This is a genomic window from Veillonella intestinalis, from assembly GCF_943193155.1.
GTDB classification, from domain to species: domain Bacteria; phylum Bacillota; class Negativicutes; order Veillonellales; family Veillonellaceae; genus Veillonella_A; species Veillonella_A intestinalis.
Genome location: NZ_CALPDB010000001.1, coordinates 82,959 through 98,751, shown reverse-complemented (window position 1 = coordinate 98,751; position 15,793 = coordinate 82,959). Strand labels below are relative to the sequence as shown.

At 34.6% G+C, this 15,793-nt stretch carries 17 protein-coding genes and 1 pseudogene; 3 read left to right on the top strand and 15 right to left on the bottom strand.

Annotated elements, in window-relative coordinates:
• Positions 1 to 89 precede the first annotated feature (89 nt).
• The gene (locus tag NFR44_RS00440; RefSeq protein ID WP_251439943.1) at positions 90 to 785 is read right to left on the bottom strand and encodes an alpha/beta hydrolase-fold protein; all 696 of its coding nucleotides are present in this window, start codon (positions 783 to 785) and stop codon (positions 90 to 92) included.
• A 334-nt stretch (positions 786 to 1,119) separates the two neighbouring features.
• On the opposite strand from NFR44_RS00440, the gene NFR44_RS00435 reads away from it, so the two are divergent.
• The gene (locus tag NFR44_RS00435) at positions 1,120 to 1,776 is read left to right on the top strand and encodes a hypothetical protein (protein WP_251439940.1); all 657 of its coding nucleotides are present in this window, start codon (positions 1,120 to 1,122) and stop codon (positions 1,774 to 1,776) included.
• A 199-nt stretch (positions 1,777 to 1,975) separates the two neighbouring features.
• Positions 1,976 to 2,767: an HpcH/HpaI aldolase family protein gene (locus NFR44_RS00430; RefSeq protein WP_251439937.1), complete on the top strand. Its 792-nt coding sequence runs from the start codon at positions 1,976 to 1,978 to the stop codon at positions 2,765 to 2,767.
• A 497-nt stretch (positions 2,768 to 3,264) separates the two neighbouring features.
• On the opposite strand, the gene NFR44_RS00425 is transcribed toward NFR44_RS00430, so the two are convergent.
• The 12 genes and pseudogenes from NFR44_RS00425 to NFR44_RS00370 all read right to left on the bottom strand — a co-directional run bounded on the left by NFR44_RS00425 (position 3,265) and on the right by NFR44_RS00370 (position 12,520).
• Positions 3,265 to 4,098 (bottom strand): hypothetical protein, encoded by an 834-nt coding sequence (locus tag NFR44_RS00425; RefSeq protein ID WP_251439933.1) that lies wholly within the window; start codon positions 4,096 to 4,098, stop codon positions 3,265 to 3,267.
• 177 nt (positions 4,099 to 4,275) lie between these two features.
• Positions 4,276 to 5,646 (bottom strand): 23S rRNA (uracil(1939)-C(5))-methyltransferase RlmD, encoded by a 1,371-nt coding sequence (rlmD, locus tag NFR44_RS00420; RefSeq protein ID WP_251439930.1) that lies wholly within the window; start codon positions 5,644 to 5,646, stop codon positions 4,276 to 4,278.
• Between the two features lie 251 nt (positions 5,647 to 5,897).
• Positions 5,898 to 6,662 (bottom strand): antibiotic biosynthesis monooxygenase, encoded by a 765-nt coding sequence (locus NFR44_RS00415; RefSeq protein ID WP_251439928.1) that lies wholly within the window; start codon positions 6,660 to 6,662, stop codon positions 5,898 to 5,900.
• 110 nt (positions 6,663 to 6,772) lie between these two features.
• Complete coding sequence (locus NFR44_RS00410; RefSeq protein WP_251439925.1) at positions 6,773 to 7,285, bottom strand: NAD(P)H-dependent oxidoreductase; 513 nt, start codon at positions 7,283 to 7,285, stop codon at positions 6,773 to 6,775.
• Positions 7,286 to 7,349: 64 nt separating this feature from the next.
• Positions 7,350 to 7,649 (bottom strand): YciI family protein, encoded by a 300-nt coding sequence (locus tag NFR44_RS00405; protein WP_251439923.1) that lies wholly within the window; start codon positions 7,647 to 7,649, stop codon positions 7,350 to 7,352.
• Positions 7,650 to 7,678: 29 nt separating this feature from the next.
• Positions 7,679 to 8,284, bottom strand: coding sequence for a cyclophilin-like fold protein (locus NFR44_RS00400; protein WP_251439921.1), 606 nt, complete (start codon positions 8,282 to 8,284; stop codon positions 7,679 to 7,681).
• 57 nt (positions 8,285 to 8,341) lie between these two features.
• Positions 8,342 to 8,491, bottom strand: a pseudogene (locus NFR44_RS09470) (DapH/DapD/GlmU-related protein); the annotation flags it as partial.
• Between the two features lie 602 nt (positions 8,492 to 9,093).
• Positions 9,094 to 9,759, bottom strand: a complete 666-nt coding sequence (locus tag NFR44_RS00390; protein ID WP_251439917.1) for a LysR family transcriptional regulator substrate-binding protein — start codon at positions 9,757 to 9,759, stop codon at positions 9,094 to 9,096.
• 18 nt (positions 9,760 to 9,777) lie between these two features.
• The gene (locus NFR44_RS00385) at positions 9,778 to 9,945 is read right to left on the bottom strand and encodes a LysR family transcriptional regulator (RefSeq protein WP_277612774.1); all 168 of its coding nucleotides are present in this window, start codon (positions 9,943 to 9,945) and stop codon (positions 9,778 to 9,780) included.
• A gap of 49 nt (positions 9,946 to 9,994) precedes the next feature.
• A complete protein-coding gene (locus NFR44_RS00380; RefSeq protein WP_251439915.1) occupies positions 9,995 to 10,672 on the bottom strand; it encodes a flavodoxin in 678 nt (225 codons plus the stop codon).
• Between the two features lie 336 nt (positions 10,673 to 11,008).
• Positions 11,009 to 11,581: a nitroreductase family protein gene (locus NFR44_RS00375; protein WP_251439913.1), complete on the bottom strand. Its 573-nt coding sequence runs from the start codon at positions 11,579 to 11,581 to the stop codon at positions 11,009 to 11,011.
• Positions 11,582 to 11,842: 261 nt separating this feature from the next.
• Positions 11,843 to 12,520, bottom strand: a complete 678-nt coding sequence (locus NFR44_RS00370; RefSeq protein ID WP_251439910.1) for a TerC family protein — start codon at positions 12,518 to 12,520, stop codon at positions 11,843 to 11,845.
• A 268-nt stretch (positions 12,521 to 12,788) separates the two neighbouring features.
• On the opposite strand from NFR44_RS00370, the gene NFR44_RS00365 reads away from it, so the two are divergent.
• Positions 12,789 to 14,138 (top strand): MATE family efflux transporter, encoded by a 1,350-nt coding sequence (locus tag NFR44_RS00365; RefSeq protein WP_251439908.1) that lies wholly within the window; start codon positions 12,789 to 12,791, stop codon positions 14,136 to 14,138.
• Between the two features lie 28 nt (positions 14,139 to 14,166).
• On the opposite strand, the gene NFR44_RS00360 is transcribed toward NFR44_RS00365, so the two are convergent.
• Together NFR44_RS00360 and surE are read right to left on the bottom strand one after the other, a co-directional pair.
• The gene (locus NFR44_RS00360) at positions 14,167 to 14,832 is read right to left on the bottom strand and encodes an MmcQ/YjbR family DNA-binding protein (protein WP_251439905.1); all 666 of its coding nucleotides are present in this window, start codon (positions 14,830 to 14,832) and stop codon (positions 14,167 to 14,169) included.
• A 130-nt stretch (positions 14,833 to 14,962) separates the two neighbouring features.
• Entirely contained in the window at positions 14,963 to 15,733 is a 771-nt protein-coding gene (gene surE, locus NFR44_RS00355; RefSeq protein WP_251439902.1) for a 5'/3'-nucleotidase SurE, read from the bottom strand.
• Positions 15,734 to 15,793: the final 60 nt, after the last annotated feature.

The window sequence follows — 15,793 nt, the reverse complement described above, 5'->3', positions numbered from 1 at the left end:
AAGTTTTCTAAATATCCATTAGCAATAAAACTTTTCTCATAGTTTACGCTTTATATCTAATATATAGTAACTAGAGCCATCGTACTTTTTCATGATTTGTACTTTAATGATTCTATACACCAGCAAAAACCCTTAGCACACCGCGTATCAGACTCTTGAAAATGATTTCCTTTATTACAAACTAAGGTGCATTCAATACCTTGGCTTTCTAATAATTGAGCCTGCTTTCTTATACAATCTCCTACAGTAGCCATCACTTTATTCTTTGTTCGTTCTTCTTTATCACCCAAACTAAGATAGATAGTATTAACTAAGGGTACATTATTACTTACAAAATCAAGCCATTTAGGAAACCAAACTGATGGAGACATGGCTGCAATAGCAGAAAATCGTGTACTCTTATAAGCACTCCATAAAACAAAAAGCCCAGCTAAAGAATAACCTCCTAATATAGCAGGTATAGTTTCCTTCAATTGATATGCTTCTATTACATATGGTATTACTACATTTTCAATATAATCTAACGTATCAGTAGCTTGATTACCAAAATCAGCATTACCAAACACTGCAGGCGCATACCAAGGAGACAATTCTTCATTCCAATTCTCTATATGTATTGCCACTAGTAACAAATGAGAACCCACTTCATGTGTTAACATATCAACCTCTTTGTCCAGTACCTCTAAATCATGTTCATCAACAGGTTGAATTAAAAAAAACTCTGGATTTTCACCACTATATATAGTGCAAATTTTATTACCTATATTTAACGTCTTTTTATTCATCTCCTCACCTCTTATATCTCTCTATTATCTAACTAATGATAAACTATTAATTTTTATATACAATTTATTTTTTATAACTTTATTATATCAAAAAGAACAGCCTATAAAAGAAGAAAGACATAAAATAAGGAATTTTTTAAATATTTCGCTAAAAAATTATATTTTGTTTATAAAGCAGGAAATAATATATCACCTATTTATACATAATATTAAATTTAATATTTCATTATTTTTTACAATAATTTTACGACTAGAAAATAATTATTACTATATAATTAAAGTATACTATATACACTTATTTAATACATGTCAGTTAGAAACAAGGAGACTAATTATGAATAAAAATAAATCAAGCCTACCTCGTTCACTCAAATATCTACTTCTTTTATCACCTATTATATTCATAGGTCTATTGTTTTTAACTGGTGAAATACGATTTATTCCAACGCTACAAATGGGATATGAAGTGCAAGGTTATTTTGGCCGTCCTGGTACAGTTTTTAAAAGTGCCGAAAATCTTGATCGAATTATCAATGAGCTCACACAAGAAAAAAAATTTAAAGGCCACTCATTTAATATTCTTGATGTATTTGCTACCGAAGATCGTATGGTAGTCACACTTCAAGACCCAATAACTCCAACTCATTTTGATCAATATGTATATAATACAACTAATCTTTTATTTTCTGAATGGGAATACGATAGACCTTATAAAATACCCCTTAAAGAAGATATAGCTGATGTATTCCCTTATGAAAAAATAAATGGAGTAAAATTCTATCAATTTTATAAACTAGTACAAAATCATATAGAAAAAGAAAATATTGAACTTGATTTAGATTTAAGTACAACCTATCATATACGAATAGATTATACCAATAGAGACAGCACCAAGAAAATAAACTACATTGCCTATGTCCATGGTATACGAGAAGATGTTTCTTTTGAAGCTGACGAAGAACTAACTAATGTTATTATTAATACGAATTAGTTCATAGATTATAAATGATTAATATATCTAATTAGCATATAATTAATACCTTTCATCCCAAAAGTAAAACAAACTAATAAATAAAAAACTGTTAAAAATAAAAAATAAACTTCATCATGTGGTAAATATATGTATAATATAAGTAAGTACCCATCTATTAACTTATAACTCATTTTATTGCTTTATAAGGAGGTTTATTATGGCTATGATTAAAGACTATTTGAAAAATGAATTTAAATCTAATATTCTAAAAGGAAATGTGCAATACGGCGTGGCACAAGAAATTCCCTCTGCAGAAGTAGCTGAGATTTTAGCAACCTCTAATTATGACTGGTTATTTGTTGACGGTGAACATGGAGCGCATGACATTAATTCTATTGTATCTATAGCTAGAGCAGTTGCCCCTTACAATGTGAGCCCTGTATTTCGTATCCCTGAAGCTGGCACTGGTATTATTAAGCAATTATTAGATTCTGGCATTCAAAATATTATTATTCCTAAAGTAGAAAGTGCAGAAAAAACAGAAGAAATTATGTACTGGGCCTCTTATGCCCCTCGTGGCAATCGTGGTATGGGCGCAGGCTCTGTACGCGCGGCTCGCTATGGTCGTATTCCAGACTATTTAGAACGCATTGCTGATGAAATTTGTATTTTACCACAAATTGAAAGCAAAAAAGGACTTGAAAATCTTGATGCTATCGCCTCTGTCCCTGATATTGGAGGTATCTTCTTAGGTCCTATCGATTTAGCGGTTGATATGGGCCATGGTTTAGATATATTTCATCCAGAAGTAGAAGAAGCTATGGATTATGCTATCAAACGAGTTCAAGAATATAACATTCCTGTCGGTACTATCGCTTTAAGCCCGGAACAAGCCAAACGCTTTATTGATTTAGGTGTAAGTTTCCTAGGTATTGGCGCAGATACTAAGTTCCTAGTAAGTGGCGCTGATACTACTTTAGAAACCTATAAAAAGAATATAGAAGGTTAGTAAAAACAAAACTCTAAAAGTATAGATAAAACTAAAATAACTGTTGAGATAACATCACTCAGATGAGATCTCAACAGTTATTTTTTAGGCTTCACTATTTTCGCAGAGTTTTAAAATACCTAGGACTATACTAGAACTTCCTAATAATATAATCCCTATAAGTACCAATACGTTTTCTATATTCTTTTCTGCTTTATATCGTTTTACATATAGGGGTATCATTAAAACTAGCCCGAACCCAAATAGTAAAAAAATAATTCCTTTTAGCATTATAGTACCTCAATATAAATAGCTTTCTATACGACTTTCTTTACTAATTCATCAAATGCATTGCCGACTCTTTCTATAATCTTTAGTTTTTCCTATTACCTCAGCTTTATCAAATCACCCAAAATAAGATTTAACAATATTTATTCTCCTGAATCAGTTTTACTAAAAATTCCTTCAATTATTAACTGATTTTCTTTTCATTCATTTTTCGTCCTATTAATATTTAATTACTTTTTAAAAGCAGGTAGCACCATTCCTAAATACTCCTGCCAATAATCATCATCACCTTCCATATCATGTATCCAATAATACATAAATAAAATCTCAAATTCTTGCTTTCTTCCTTTTGTAAAGGATTTTTTCGGCATTTTTCTATATAACGAATCTAGGTTAAAGAGATTACTTTTCTGCTTGTAATCGTAGTCATATTTCCTCCAAGTATCTTGACTCTTCTTCCGGTGAGTTAATGGCCAAAAATCCTCATTATCAAAAAAATTATTTATCCAACTATAAGCAAAGGCAAGAAGATTAACCTGATATTTTGCCCAAGTTTTATCTATCCAATCAGTTATTTCTTCTGTTATTGATGATATTCCAAAGTTAAACACTTGTTCACTTGTTACCCTATGGTAGTCTTTTATAAAAAGAAAAAGCATCTCCGTTTGCCCCTTAAGAAACGGCAACTTTTTAATAAGCTGCGAATAGCAATCATAGGAAACATTTCTAAATTCACTATCAGTATTATATAAAAAGAAAAACTCATTCTCCTTCATAATATTTCCAATGTATCTGTGCATTTGCTTCCCATATTCATTGTAAATCCCCACACCCCAATCTCGAACTTCAGGATCATACTCCCGTAGCTGATTCCGATACTTATCTAGCTTTTTATTATTGAGTATCGTTTTTTCTTCAGCTTCAGTAATATTCAAATAGTTATTAAAATACTCAAATACATAATCAACGCAATTTTTCATATTTTGTGTACGTGCATCAATGTCAAATTCATTAAGTTTATCTTCTTTTTTTCTTCGTGCAATATATTCCTCAATGCTTAGCATTTAAACCACCCCAATCTGTTCGCTCTTATGAAGCAAACAGCTCAACTTCATAACTCACCTATTCTCTCCATAATCATTGCTTTTCTTGCTTCATAAAACTTTTTGAAATTCTCACTTTCAAGGGATACAGTTCCTTTATTTCTATATAACATTAATTTTTTAAATGCATTGTAATTTTCAGCCCTTAATTTTGACAAGTTTTGAGACCACTTCCACATGACTTGTCATCGGGAACATATCCACAGGTTGTACTTCTTTTACTTCATAGCCCAATTCCCTTAGCACAACAATATCTCTAGCCATGGACGCGGGATTACAAGACACATAGACCATACGCGCTGGCTCCATTGTTGCCGCGGCTTTTAGTACTTCTTCTTTACAACCTGCACGAATGGGATCAAACACGACTACATCCGCTTTTACACCGCGTTTCACAAGGGCAGGCATCTCTTTAGCCGCATCAGCGGCAATAAATTCTGCATTAGTAATTCCATTGCGCTTTGCATTAGCTTTTGCATCTACAATGGCAGGTTCTACAATTTCAATACCAATCACATGTTTTGCCTGTTTAGCTAAAAATAATGAAATCGTCCCCGTTCCACAATACGCATCAATCACCGTTTCTTTGCCCGTTAACTGAGCAAATTCTAAGGCTTTCTTATATAGTATTGTTGTTTGTTCTGGGTTAACTTGAAAAAAAGAATGCGGAGATAAACGAAATTCCAATTCATCAATTGTATCTGTAATCGTTTCTTCGCCCCAAAGCAACGTACAGTCACGCCCCATAATTACATTGGTTTTCTTAGGATTGTGATTTAACACAATGCTGGTCACATTCGGTAAATGCTTACGAATTTCACTTACCCAATACTCCGATTGTGGCAATGTTTTGGCAGTGCTAACAATAATCACCATCCAGCCACTTTTACCAATACGACCAATAATATGGCGAATCATGCCTTCGCCTATTAATTCATTATAAGGCTGGCATTTCGTTTCTCGTAACAAGCGTTCACAAACAGCGGCAATCTGATTATTCCCATCATCTTGAATAGCACAGTCTGTACAAGGCACAATAGCATGTGATCCACGAGCATAAAAACCTAACGCGGCTTGCCCTTTTTCAACGCCTACAGGAATTTGCATTTTATTTCGATAGTGCCAAGGACTTTCAGGTCCCAACGCTGGTTCAACTAAATCAGGATTCGTCTTACCAATACGCTCCATAATATCCCGTACATTTTGCGTTTTCAAACGAAGTTGTTCTTCATACGATACATGCTGTAACTGGCAACCACCACAAGTGCCATATACAGGACAAATAGGTGCTACTCGATGAGCGGAAGGTTTCAAAATTTCTATAACTTCCCCTACGGCGTAATTCTTTTTAACCAACGTAATCTTTGCTCGCACTTCTTCCTCAGGCAGCGCAAAGGGAATAAAAACGGTAAACCCGTCATAGCGCCCTACCCCTTCACCACTCGTTCCTAGCCCTTGAATCGTAATCGTATAAATTTGGCCCTTTGCGACAGGCACAGTCTGTTTCATAGCATTTCGTCCTTTCTATCAATACCTACTGTTAAAATCACAACTAAACTATTTCTATCCTCATATATTTTCTACAACAATCATGACTGTATGTAGCTATACTCTTGTCTTTTATTATACCTTGAAATTCCCAAATCAGTAAAAAATAATTGCATAATTTTATATTTTTATTAATCACAAAAAGGGCTGTAAGCAAATGTAAAAAAAATCTACATTTACTTACAGCCCTTTGTCTACGCCTAAGTTATTTTTTATTGAATTGCTTCGTAATTAACCTGCCCCTTATGCATGATTAACTTCGCTTCTATAGGCGTAACAGATTTTTCAAGAACCATATCTTTGGTTTCAGATATATACCATTTAAAAGCCCAAGTATTTCTATGTTTAGCATAGGCCTCTTCATTCGCATAAACTTCAAAGAAATACCAAGTATTCCGATCACCTTTAACACGGCCAGCATACATGGCTAATACACCTGGCTCAGCGGCTATAGATTGTTTCATTTCATCTACAACAATGCGAGCAAAATCATCATTATAACCCGATTTAACAGTTACTTTAGCTAGATTAACTAACACAGTATCCTCATTTACCAACTGTAATGGATCTTCTTTTGTTAACAGAGCTACTGGCTCTAGAGAATAAAAGGCACGACTATTTAAATGACGACCTACTGCATCAACAAAGGCATTATACTGAGGTGACTTTTTATGGGCTTCATAAGCTTTATTATTTTCATAGACTTCGGCTACATACACAAGCTGATTATTGGTTTTATCATTACCTGCATTCATTACCCAAGTCCCTGGTTCATTAGCCAATGATTGTGTAAAGTTTTGATACCCTGTTTCATAAAAGGCTGGTTGTACTTCATCAGCTACTTCAAAAGTAAATAAATTATACACCGGTGTCACATCGGGCACCACTTCTTCCGCAGTTGCCGTCTTAGCGCTAATTGTAGCCCACATTAAACATGCCAAAGAAGCACTTACTAAAGTTAACCAACGTTTTTTCATAAGAATCTCCTTACTATATCCCTACACTACCAATCTTATTTTATGACAATACTACAACCTTTATTTTATATCAATACTACAATCTTTATGTTAGTCCCATACGCCAAAGCTTATTTTAAAGTCGCTACATAGGCTTCTGCTTGTGTTGCCAATGTAGCTTCTTCAATACCTAACGTACCATAGGTTACAAATGGTGCAACCCAAGTGGTACCAATTAATTGACTCGTAGCTTTAAATGGTAACACTAATTCATCAATCGTTACATTAAAACGACTCCCTTTACTGTAATCACTAGCTTGAGCGCCTGTAGAAATGGCTAACATCAATTCTTTACCATGTAAGGCCGTACCATTCGAACCATAGGCCCAACCATGTTCAAACACTTCATCTTCCCACTGTTTCAACAAAGGTGGACAAGAATACCAATACAATGGAAATTGTAATACTATGCGATCCGTAGCTTCTAAGATTTTTTGTTCCGCTTTTACGTCAATTTTCCCATCAGGATACACATCATACATATAGCGAACTTCTACCTGAGTCCCTTCAGCTGCCTTAGCCAAGGCTTTATTAACTACGGAATCATTCATATGAGGATGGAATACAAATACTGTTGTTTTCATAATTAGCTCCTTTATATTATCTATATTTTACCACATTATTTTCTAAATTTTTTATTTTATATACTCATTGACCACGATAAGACGTTATCTGATCAGCAATCAAATTAGCCTGAAACTTACGGACTGTATAAATAGCCTTATCTGGATAATAACTATCCTTAGCAATCAAAGCATCTATAGCATCACGAGATTCTGCTTGTGCCATAACAATACCAGCCGCTTCTTGATCTCGATATGGGCCGACTACTAAAAAATGACCAGCCTCAAATTGTTCTTTAAACCAAGATCGATGCCCGTCCAATAATGTATCAGCCTGTTCCTTTGGCATAGACTCCGTTTTAATTACTATATCAATTAAAAACATAAAAATCACTCCTTATAATAAACTAGTTCTCAATTTACTTTATCAATAACAATAGTACCTTTTAATTGGCTAATTGTTTCCACTGGCGAAATAATATGACCTAACTCATATAATCCTGGATGTGGCCGATACGTACCAAAAAACATAACCACATTCCCCCAAGGCTCAAAATATGCTAAAGTCCCTACTTGAACAGCAGCATGAGGCGTATTAGTAACTGGCAATGCATGAGGTGGATAAAAAATTTTTTCATTATCACTATAATCTTTAACTTCAAGCTGCAATGGTAATTGATTATATAACGCCTTTGCCGCTTCACTATCATTCAAAATAAATTCTACCACTGTATGATTATTATCTGTCACACGTATATATTTTTTACTGCTAAAAGATTCACTATTGATAACTTTATCATCAAACTGACTTACACCTTCACGTGACGCACTATTTTTATTGTGAGCATCTTCTATCAATCGTCCCTCTTCGCTAGCAATTAATTCCTGCTCACTACGTTCTTCATTTTGTAGATTGCCACAAGCCATAACATTCATTGAAAAAAGAAGCAATAAAATACTCAAAAATACAGATTTATTGCAGGTTCTTATATACATTTGAAATACATTAAACCAGTCCATAATAAACTCCTTTATTTTTTTATCCTCTATTCATATCGATGTTTCATTTGTTATAGACCTAATAATACGTGCTGGATTTCCTGCTACAATTACATTCGCAGGTATATCTTTTGTTACTACAGAACCAGCACCCACAATGGAATTGTCACCAATTGTAATGCCTGGTAATACGGTTACATTACCGCCAACCCAAACTCGTTTTCCTACATGAATCGGCTTAGATTGGGTACTTTCTCTACAAAATGGATTTTCCACATGATTTGTAGTTAATAAATGTACGCCTGGACCTATTAAAGTGTAATCATCTAAGAAAATTCCGCCACGATCCATAAAAACACAGTTAAAATTAATAAATACCGATTTACCTATATGTATATTTTGACCAAAATCAGTATAAAAGGGAGGATTCATTCTAAAAGTTTCATCAATCGTAGAATTAGTTAGTTCAGCAAATATCTTACGAATTTCATCAAGTTCATGATGACCCGTATTTAGTTTCGCTGTTAACACTTGCGCCTGCCTAATAATCTTATGAATAGCTGCGTATTCTTCCTCATGAGTTGAAATAACCTGACCTGCTAATTCTTGTTCAAATATACTTTTTACTACATTCTTTTTAGCCATATTACACCTTCTTTTTATGTATATAATTAACCTAATTACCTTAGGTCAGCTATAAAATTTCTTATAAAAAATAAGACCTATTACATCTTTTACTGTAATAGGTCTTTAACTATTCGTCTAATGCTTATTATCTTTATGTTAAAATGCTCTTTAAGCATTTTTAGTAATATGTATATACTTTTCTTTCACAAGACTAATAAAGGCTTGTGCAGCTGGTGAAAAACGGGATTCTTTTTCCAAACTAATACAGCCCCCGTTTCTAATGTGGGAGATAAAGGAATAAACTTCACACCTTTATAGGTAACTGCGAGTTCTAAACATAAAGCATAGGCAACTTTATGAGCTACCATATTCATCGCATTAAACAACAAATTATAATGTCCTACTATATGTATGCTATCATAACTATCTCCAATCCAAGCCTTTAATTCTTTAGAAACCGCTTCACGACTTGGCAATAATAAAGAGGCCTGCTCTATATCTTGATGCGTTATATAGTCCTTACTCGCTAATGAATCTGTTTCATGAACTAACATGCCCCATTGAGATTTTTTATTAAGTCGAAAATATTCATAAGATGCTACATCAACCGGCTCCATCAATAAACCAAGGTCTAAGACGCCTCGCTGTAAGCGCTCTTTTATATCTTCTGCATGCGCGCTATAAATTTGAAACGTCACTAGTGGATGCTTTTCTCTAAAAGTCTTGATACATTGCGAGATAAATGACATATTTTGTGATTCACCACAACCTATAGCAATTTCTCCACCTAAGTTACTCTCTGCATTAAATAATTCAGCTTTAGTTTTATGAGCTAAATCCACCATTTCTTGTGCTCTATGTCGCAACAAATGCCCTTCCGTAGTTAATTAGATACTATGCTTTACTCGGCGAAATAAAGTAACGCCTAACTCATCTTCTAACTGTTGTAACTGTCTTGATAAGGTAGGTTGCGTTATATGTAATAATTGGGCTGCCTTTGTAATATTCTCTTCACGAGCAACTACTAAAAAATAGTTTAATACACGTAATTCCATAGCCTCACCTCTTATTATCCATATAAACGCTATAAATACTTATCTTTAATTATAGCATACCAATTTTTTGAAGCCATTCTTTAACCGCAGCTTTAGCTTCATTAGAAGCAGAATCTCGTCCTTTTATAGCTATACCCGGTAATACGTTTGCATTAGGATATTGTGCTTTTAGCTGTGCTTCAGTATTTCCTAATCCAGACCCCTCATGCGTCGTAAATGGCACTACTACTTTACCATTTAAATCCACTTGATCCATAAATGTGCGCACAACCATAGGATATTCACCCCACCATATAGGACCGCCTACAAATACAACATCATATTGACTCATATCAGGAATAGTACCCTTTAGTGCAGGACGACTATTATTCCGTAACTCTGTCTTAGCTACCTCCAATAATTCATTATAATTTGACGTATATTCAGTAGCTGGCACAATCTCAAAAATATCACTACTTAAATTCTCTTGAATGTAATTAGCCACCCGATGAGTATTTCCTATTGGGAGTGTTTCACCTTCATATACACCTTTAGTTAACGAAAAGAACACAACTAAAGCTCGTTTACCATCCACCGGCTTTGGTAATGATTTTAAAGAGTCTACATTTGTACTGATTATTTTAAAATCACTGGACTCACGGGCTTGATTATAAAAATAATTATACGAAACCAATAAGATACCCGCTAACATTATAATAACACTGACTAAAATTTTTTTATACTTCATTCTATTCACTCCAATCTACTACAATACACACCAATATATCTTTATCTCTATTGTAGTTTTATAAGCAATGAATAGCTAATGCTCTTTTCTTTATTAATTCTATGCTTAAAAAGCATATTTAGGCTACAACAATCTATTTTAAACCTTTAGATATCATCCATTACTCAACTAAGTCATTTTATAGAATTATTTAGAAAACAGTACGAATTATCTCCACTAAAATATAGAACACAATATAATAAAAAATAAAAGGGCCCTTAAGGGCCCTTTTATTTGGTGTAACGTCTCATAATATAATAACCATAACTCAATTCATACTATGATGTTTCAAAACTATTATTTTTTAATCACAACGCGTTGACTAATATCTTCTTTATCCTTAGCATCAGGTTCTGACACAATACCACCAAATGGCATTTGTGCATCTAATACCCAAGTACTCGGTAAATCAAACAACTTTTGTACGGCTTCATTAATTACTGGATTATAATGTTGCAACGAAGCGCCTACGCCTAATTCACGTAAACCTTCCCAAATTGTAATCTGAAGCATACCAGCGGACTGCGCTGCCCAATGAGGGAAACGTTCAGCATACATTGGAAATTGTCCTTGCAAGTTTTCTACAGTTGGCTGATCCACGAAATATAAAATAGTGCCATAGCCAGCTTTGAAACTATCAATTTTTTCACGGGCTACTTTACCTTCAAATACATCATAAATCGTGTCCCACAACGCATCATGCTGTGCTCCAAGTGCTACAACTACACGGGAACTTTTCATATTAAAAGAATCAGGTGTTAACTCAGTCGCCTTTTCTACAAAAGCTACTACCTCATCAACATTAACTGGTAATTCTTTATTAATGTTGTAATACGTACGACGTTTTTCAGCTACTTCTAATGTTTTCATCGGGAACCTCCTAAATAAAAGCAATCAATGTAACAATATTTCAACGTTACTTAATCTCTGCTCTATCAATAAACTACTTGTATCTACAATTGACTACTTAGCCAACTTGTCTTATTCATATTTACAAGTTTATTATACCCCTTATTTCGATAAATTTCAATATGCTATTTTTCTATTAGAGAAAATTTTATTTCAAATAATTTACACATATAAAACATACAAAAAGAGACTCATTACATGAGCCTCTTTATTTTTATCATTTTATTGATTATTCGCTTTATTAGCTGTTAATTTACGCTGCAATAATGCGGCACCTACTACTAATACTACACAGCCGATTTTAAATGGTACAGTAATTGGATCAATATAATCGAAAACATATTTATCAGCGTGAATCATTTCACCGCCAATCCAACCTAAGATACCACCACCGAAGAACAAAATAACAGGGTATTTATCAATTAATTTCACAAATAAAGTACTACCCCATATAATAATTGGTACAGTAATTAAAATCCCGGCTAATACTAAGCCCATATGGCCTTCTGCAGCACCAACTACGCCAATTACATTGTCAATCCCCATGATACCATCAGCAATAACGATAGTAATAATAGCATCACGCAAATTACTTTTCGCTTCAATATTGTGTGACGATTCAGAAGCCGCCATAAGCTTATAACCAATCCACAATAATAAAATACCACCAACTAATCGTAATCCAGGAATATTATTAATGGCTTCAATAAATAAGAATGCCATAATTAATCGCAACGCAATGGCCCCAAAGGTCCCCCAGAAAATCGCTTGTTTACGATGTTTATCTTGTAAATTCTTAGCAGCCATACCGATAACGATTGCATTATCGCCGGCCAACAAGATATCAATAACAATAATTTTAGCAATAGCCATTAAACCTGCAGCTGTAAACAGTTCCAAATTCAATACCCCCATCTTTCAATATAACTTTATCGCATTTTATCAATCTAGCAAAATTATTATATCGAAAAAAACTACGCTTGTCGATAGTTTAGCCTTAGTCAATCATAAATTTTATAAATTTCTACTAATTAGGTTCTACTTTTCATTCCTAAAGGGCTATGTTACAATAAAACTATAATCATTAATTATGTAAATTTTTCCTATAATACTGTTCTCCATACTCATTGGAGATTTTTTTATTGCAATAATCCACGAAGGAGGCGCTATGCACCCAACCTTTAAAATTTTCGAAAAAATTCAACTATTTATACGTTTAGCCTTACCAATTATTCTCACTCAATTTTCGCTAATTGCAGGCTCCTTTGTATCCATCTTATTAACGGGTCAATACAGTACAGTAGATTTAGCGGGCATTTCAGTAGGATATAATATTTGGATTGCTTCTTTTTTTGGTGTTATGGGCATTTTATTGGGCATATCACCTATTATTGCCCAGCTCTTAGGAGCTAATAAAAAAGAAACAATTCCTACCATTATTAGCCACGGTCTGTATTTAGCGGTAGCCCTCGGACTTCTCCTTATTCTATTAGGCGCTATTGCACTGCAGCCAATCTTGACTCTAATTAATTTAGAACCAGCTACGCGTGCCATTACCAATCAATATATGCTCGCTGTAGCCTTCGGTATGGTGCCCCTTATGTGTAGTAGTGTGCTACGTAATACAGTAGACTGTCATGGCTATACCCATTATTCCATGTATATTATGATGTCTAGTTTTTTATTAAATGTACTATTAAATTACGGCTTAATTCTCGGCCATTTTGGGCTCCCCGCACTGGGCGGTATAGGCGCAGGCATTGCTACAGCCATTTGCTCTTGGTATAACTTCTTTGCCTACTTCTTTATTCTCCTATATAATAAAACCTTCAAAGCCTATGGAATTTTCCGCTGGTGGCCTACGTTTCAATTACCTTATGTTATGGAACAGCTAAAATTAGGAATTCCAATCGGTATTGCAATTTTCTGCGAAATGAGTTTATTCAGTGTGGTAGGTTTAATTATGGCATATTATGGAACTGAAATCATAGCCGCTCACCAAGCTGCTATTAGCTTTACCAATCTATTCTATTGTTTCCCTCTAAGTCTAAGTATTGCTTCTACCATTGCAGTGGGGTATGAAGTTGGTGCCACACGCTACCGAGATGCGAAACAGTATGCCTATATTGCTCGCGGAATAGCCCTTGTTATTGCAGGCCTCATCTGTATGTATAGTTTTACACATTTACTAGAAATTGCCGGCTTTTATACCAATGATCCACACATGATTCGATTAATTAGTAGTTTCTTGTCCTATGCCGTATTTTTTACTGTAATTGATGCATTTGGCACGCCCCTTCAAGGCGTATTACGAGGCTATAAAGATGTGCGCATCATTTCTTTAATTGCCCTTACCTGCTATTGGGGACTTAGCCTACCAATTGCCGCCTTTTTCACCTTTGTTATGGATTATGGCCCTTATGGAATTTGGATGGGCCTTCTCGGCGGTGTCGCCTGCTCAGCCGTAGCTTATACATGTCGTGTCTGGTTTATTCAATATAAAAGATATGGTAATTAGCCCTATACACAAAAGCCCTGTGAATCACTCACAGGGCTTTTATTTTTTCTACTAAAGTATAGCTATCATTTAATAAGCCTTTAACAAACTCCATATCAGTAGCTTGGTCAAGAACAATGGTAATCCAGTGTTTCTTATTCATGTGATAGGCCGGAAATATATGATGATTATCCACCAAGGTTTCAATGGTTTCAGGCTTTACCTTTACATTAAGTACATCAATATAGCCTGTTTTATCCTTCATTAAATACGCATATGGAATATTCATAAACAAACCATACCACTTTTTTGAATACTTAGTTTTTAAGGTACAATAAGACGCAAATTTATCCCACGGCTCTTCAGGAATTGTCCCATACTGTTCATACACATAAGCAAGAAGTTCTTTGCGTACATTAAAAGAATCAAAACTATTCGCTACAACATCAGTAAGTAAGGTCTTAACTTCGTCTCTCACTTGGCCAATAAAAGCCCCTTCACTACTTAATACATTAAATAATTCGTATTCTACCTGTTCTGGCATCTCATAAATGGTAACTTTCAAACTATCTTTAGCAATTTCAAAATCAGCCACCAATGAATCTTGACTCAAATGCCTGCGGAGAACATAGACCTGACCTACTTTTTTAAATCCATAGGCTAAGGCTTTCGCTGTATTAAAAATATACGTGTTAAATACTTCATTATAATACATAAAACTAACCTTCTTTACTCACTGTTTGGCCATTTTGCGATTTTTCTATTCTTCGACTTTTCGGTTTTACTATTTTGCAGTTTTACGGTTTTACTATTTTGCGGTTTCACTATTTTACTGATTTACAGCTTTACTGATTTTTAACCTCGCCAAGAATATTGCGCATTTGAACAGTTCCCGCTGCATCTTGTTGTTTCCAAGTTAATGCCACCACAGTAACCTTACCTTCTTTTACTGAGGCTACATCTGTTGGCGTGGCTTCTGGTTCAAATCCTAATTTACCGCCAATCCAATAATATTTTCGGCCCTTACGGTCTTCGCGCGGATCGATAATATCATAATACTGTTGCAAACCCTGATCTAGAATTTCACAATTAGCCCAACCTACTGGTCCTTCTTTAGCAAAATTCATATTTAAAAGGCCTCTATACTGCTGTTTTTCATATACTTCTTCAATAAACTCTCTAATAAATGGCATAATTTCCGCACTGCGCGTTGGACTATAGCGTTCAACAGATACTGCTAAGGCTGGTACATTGTAAAACATAGCCTCCATGGCTGCACTGACAGTGCCTGAATACAAAGCATCAGAGCCTAAATTGAAACCATTATTTACGCCAGACACAACTAAGTCAGGCATATCATTTTTTAAGAAATGAGAAAGCGCAAACTTCATACAATCAGTAGGTGTGCCAGTAACTGCGAAACGTCTAGGATTGTCAGCATCTTCGGAAAATCGACGTAAACGAACTGGCATTTGAATCGTAATGGCATGTGATTTAGCACTCTGCTCTACTTCAGGTGCAATCACCGTTACACGGTGATGCTTAGCTAATTCTGCCCCCAAATCCAATATACCTTTAGCCCATACGCCGTCGTCATTTGTTAATAAAATGTGCATAGTCGTTTATAGATCCTTTCTTTCACCATAAAACAGGCTATTCACTTCTTTTTATAATAG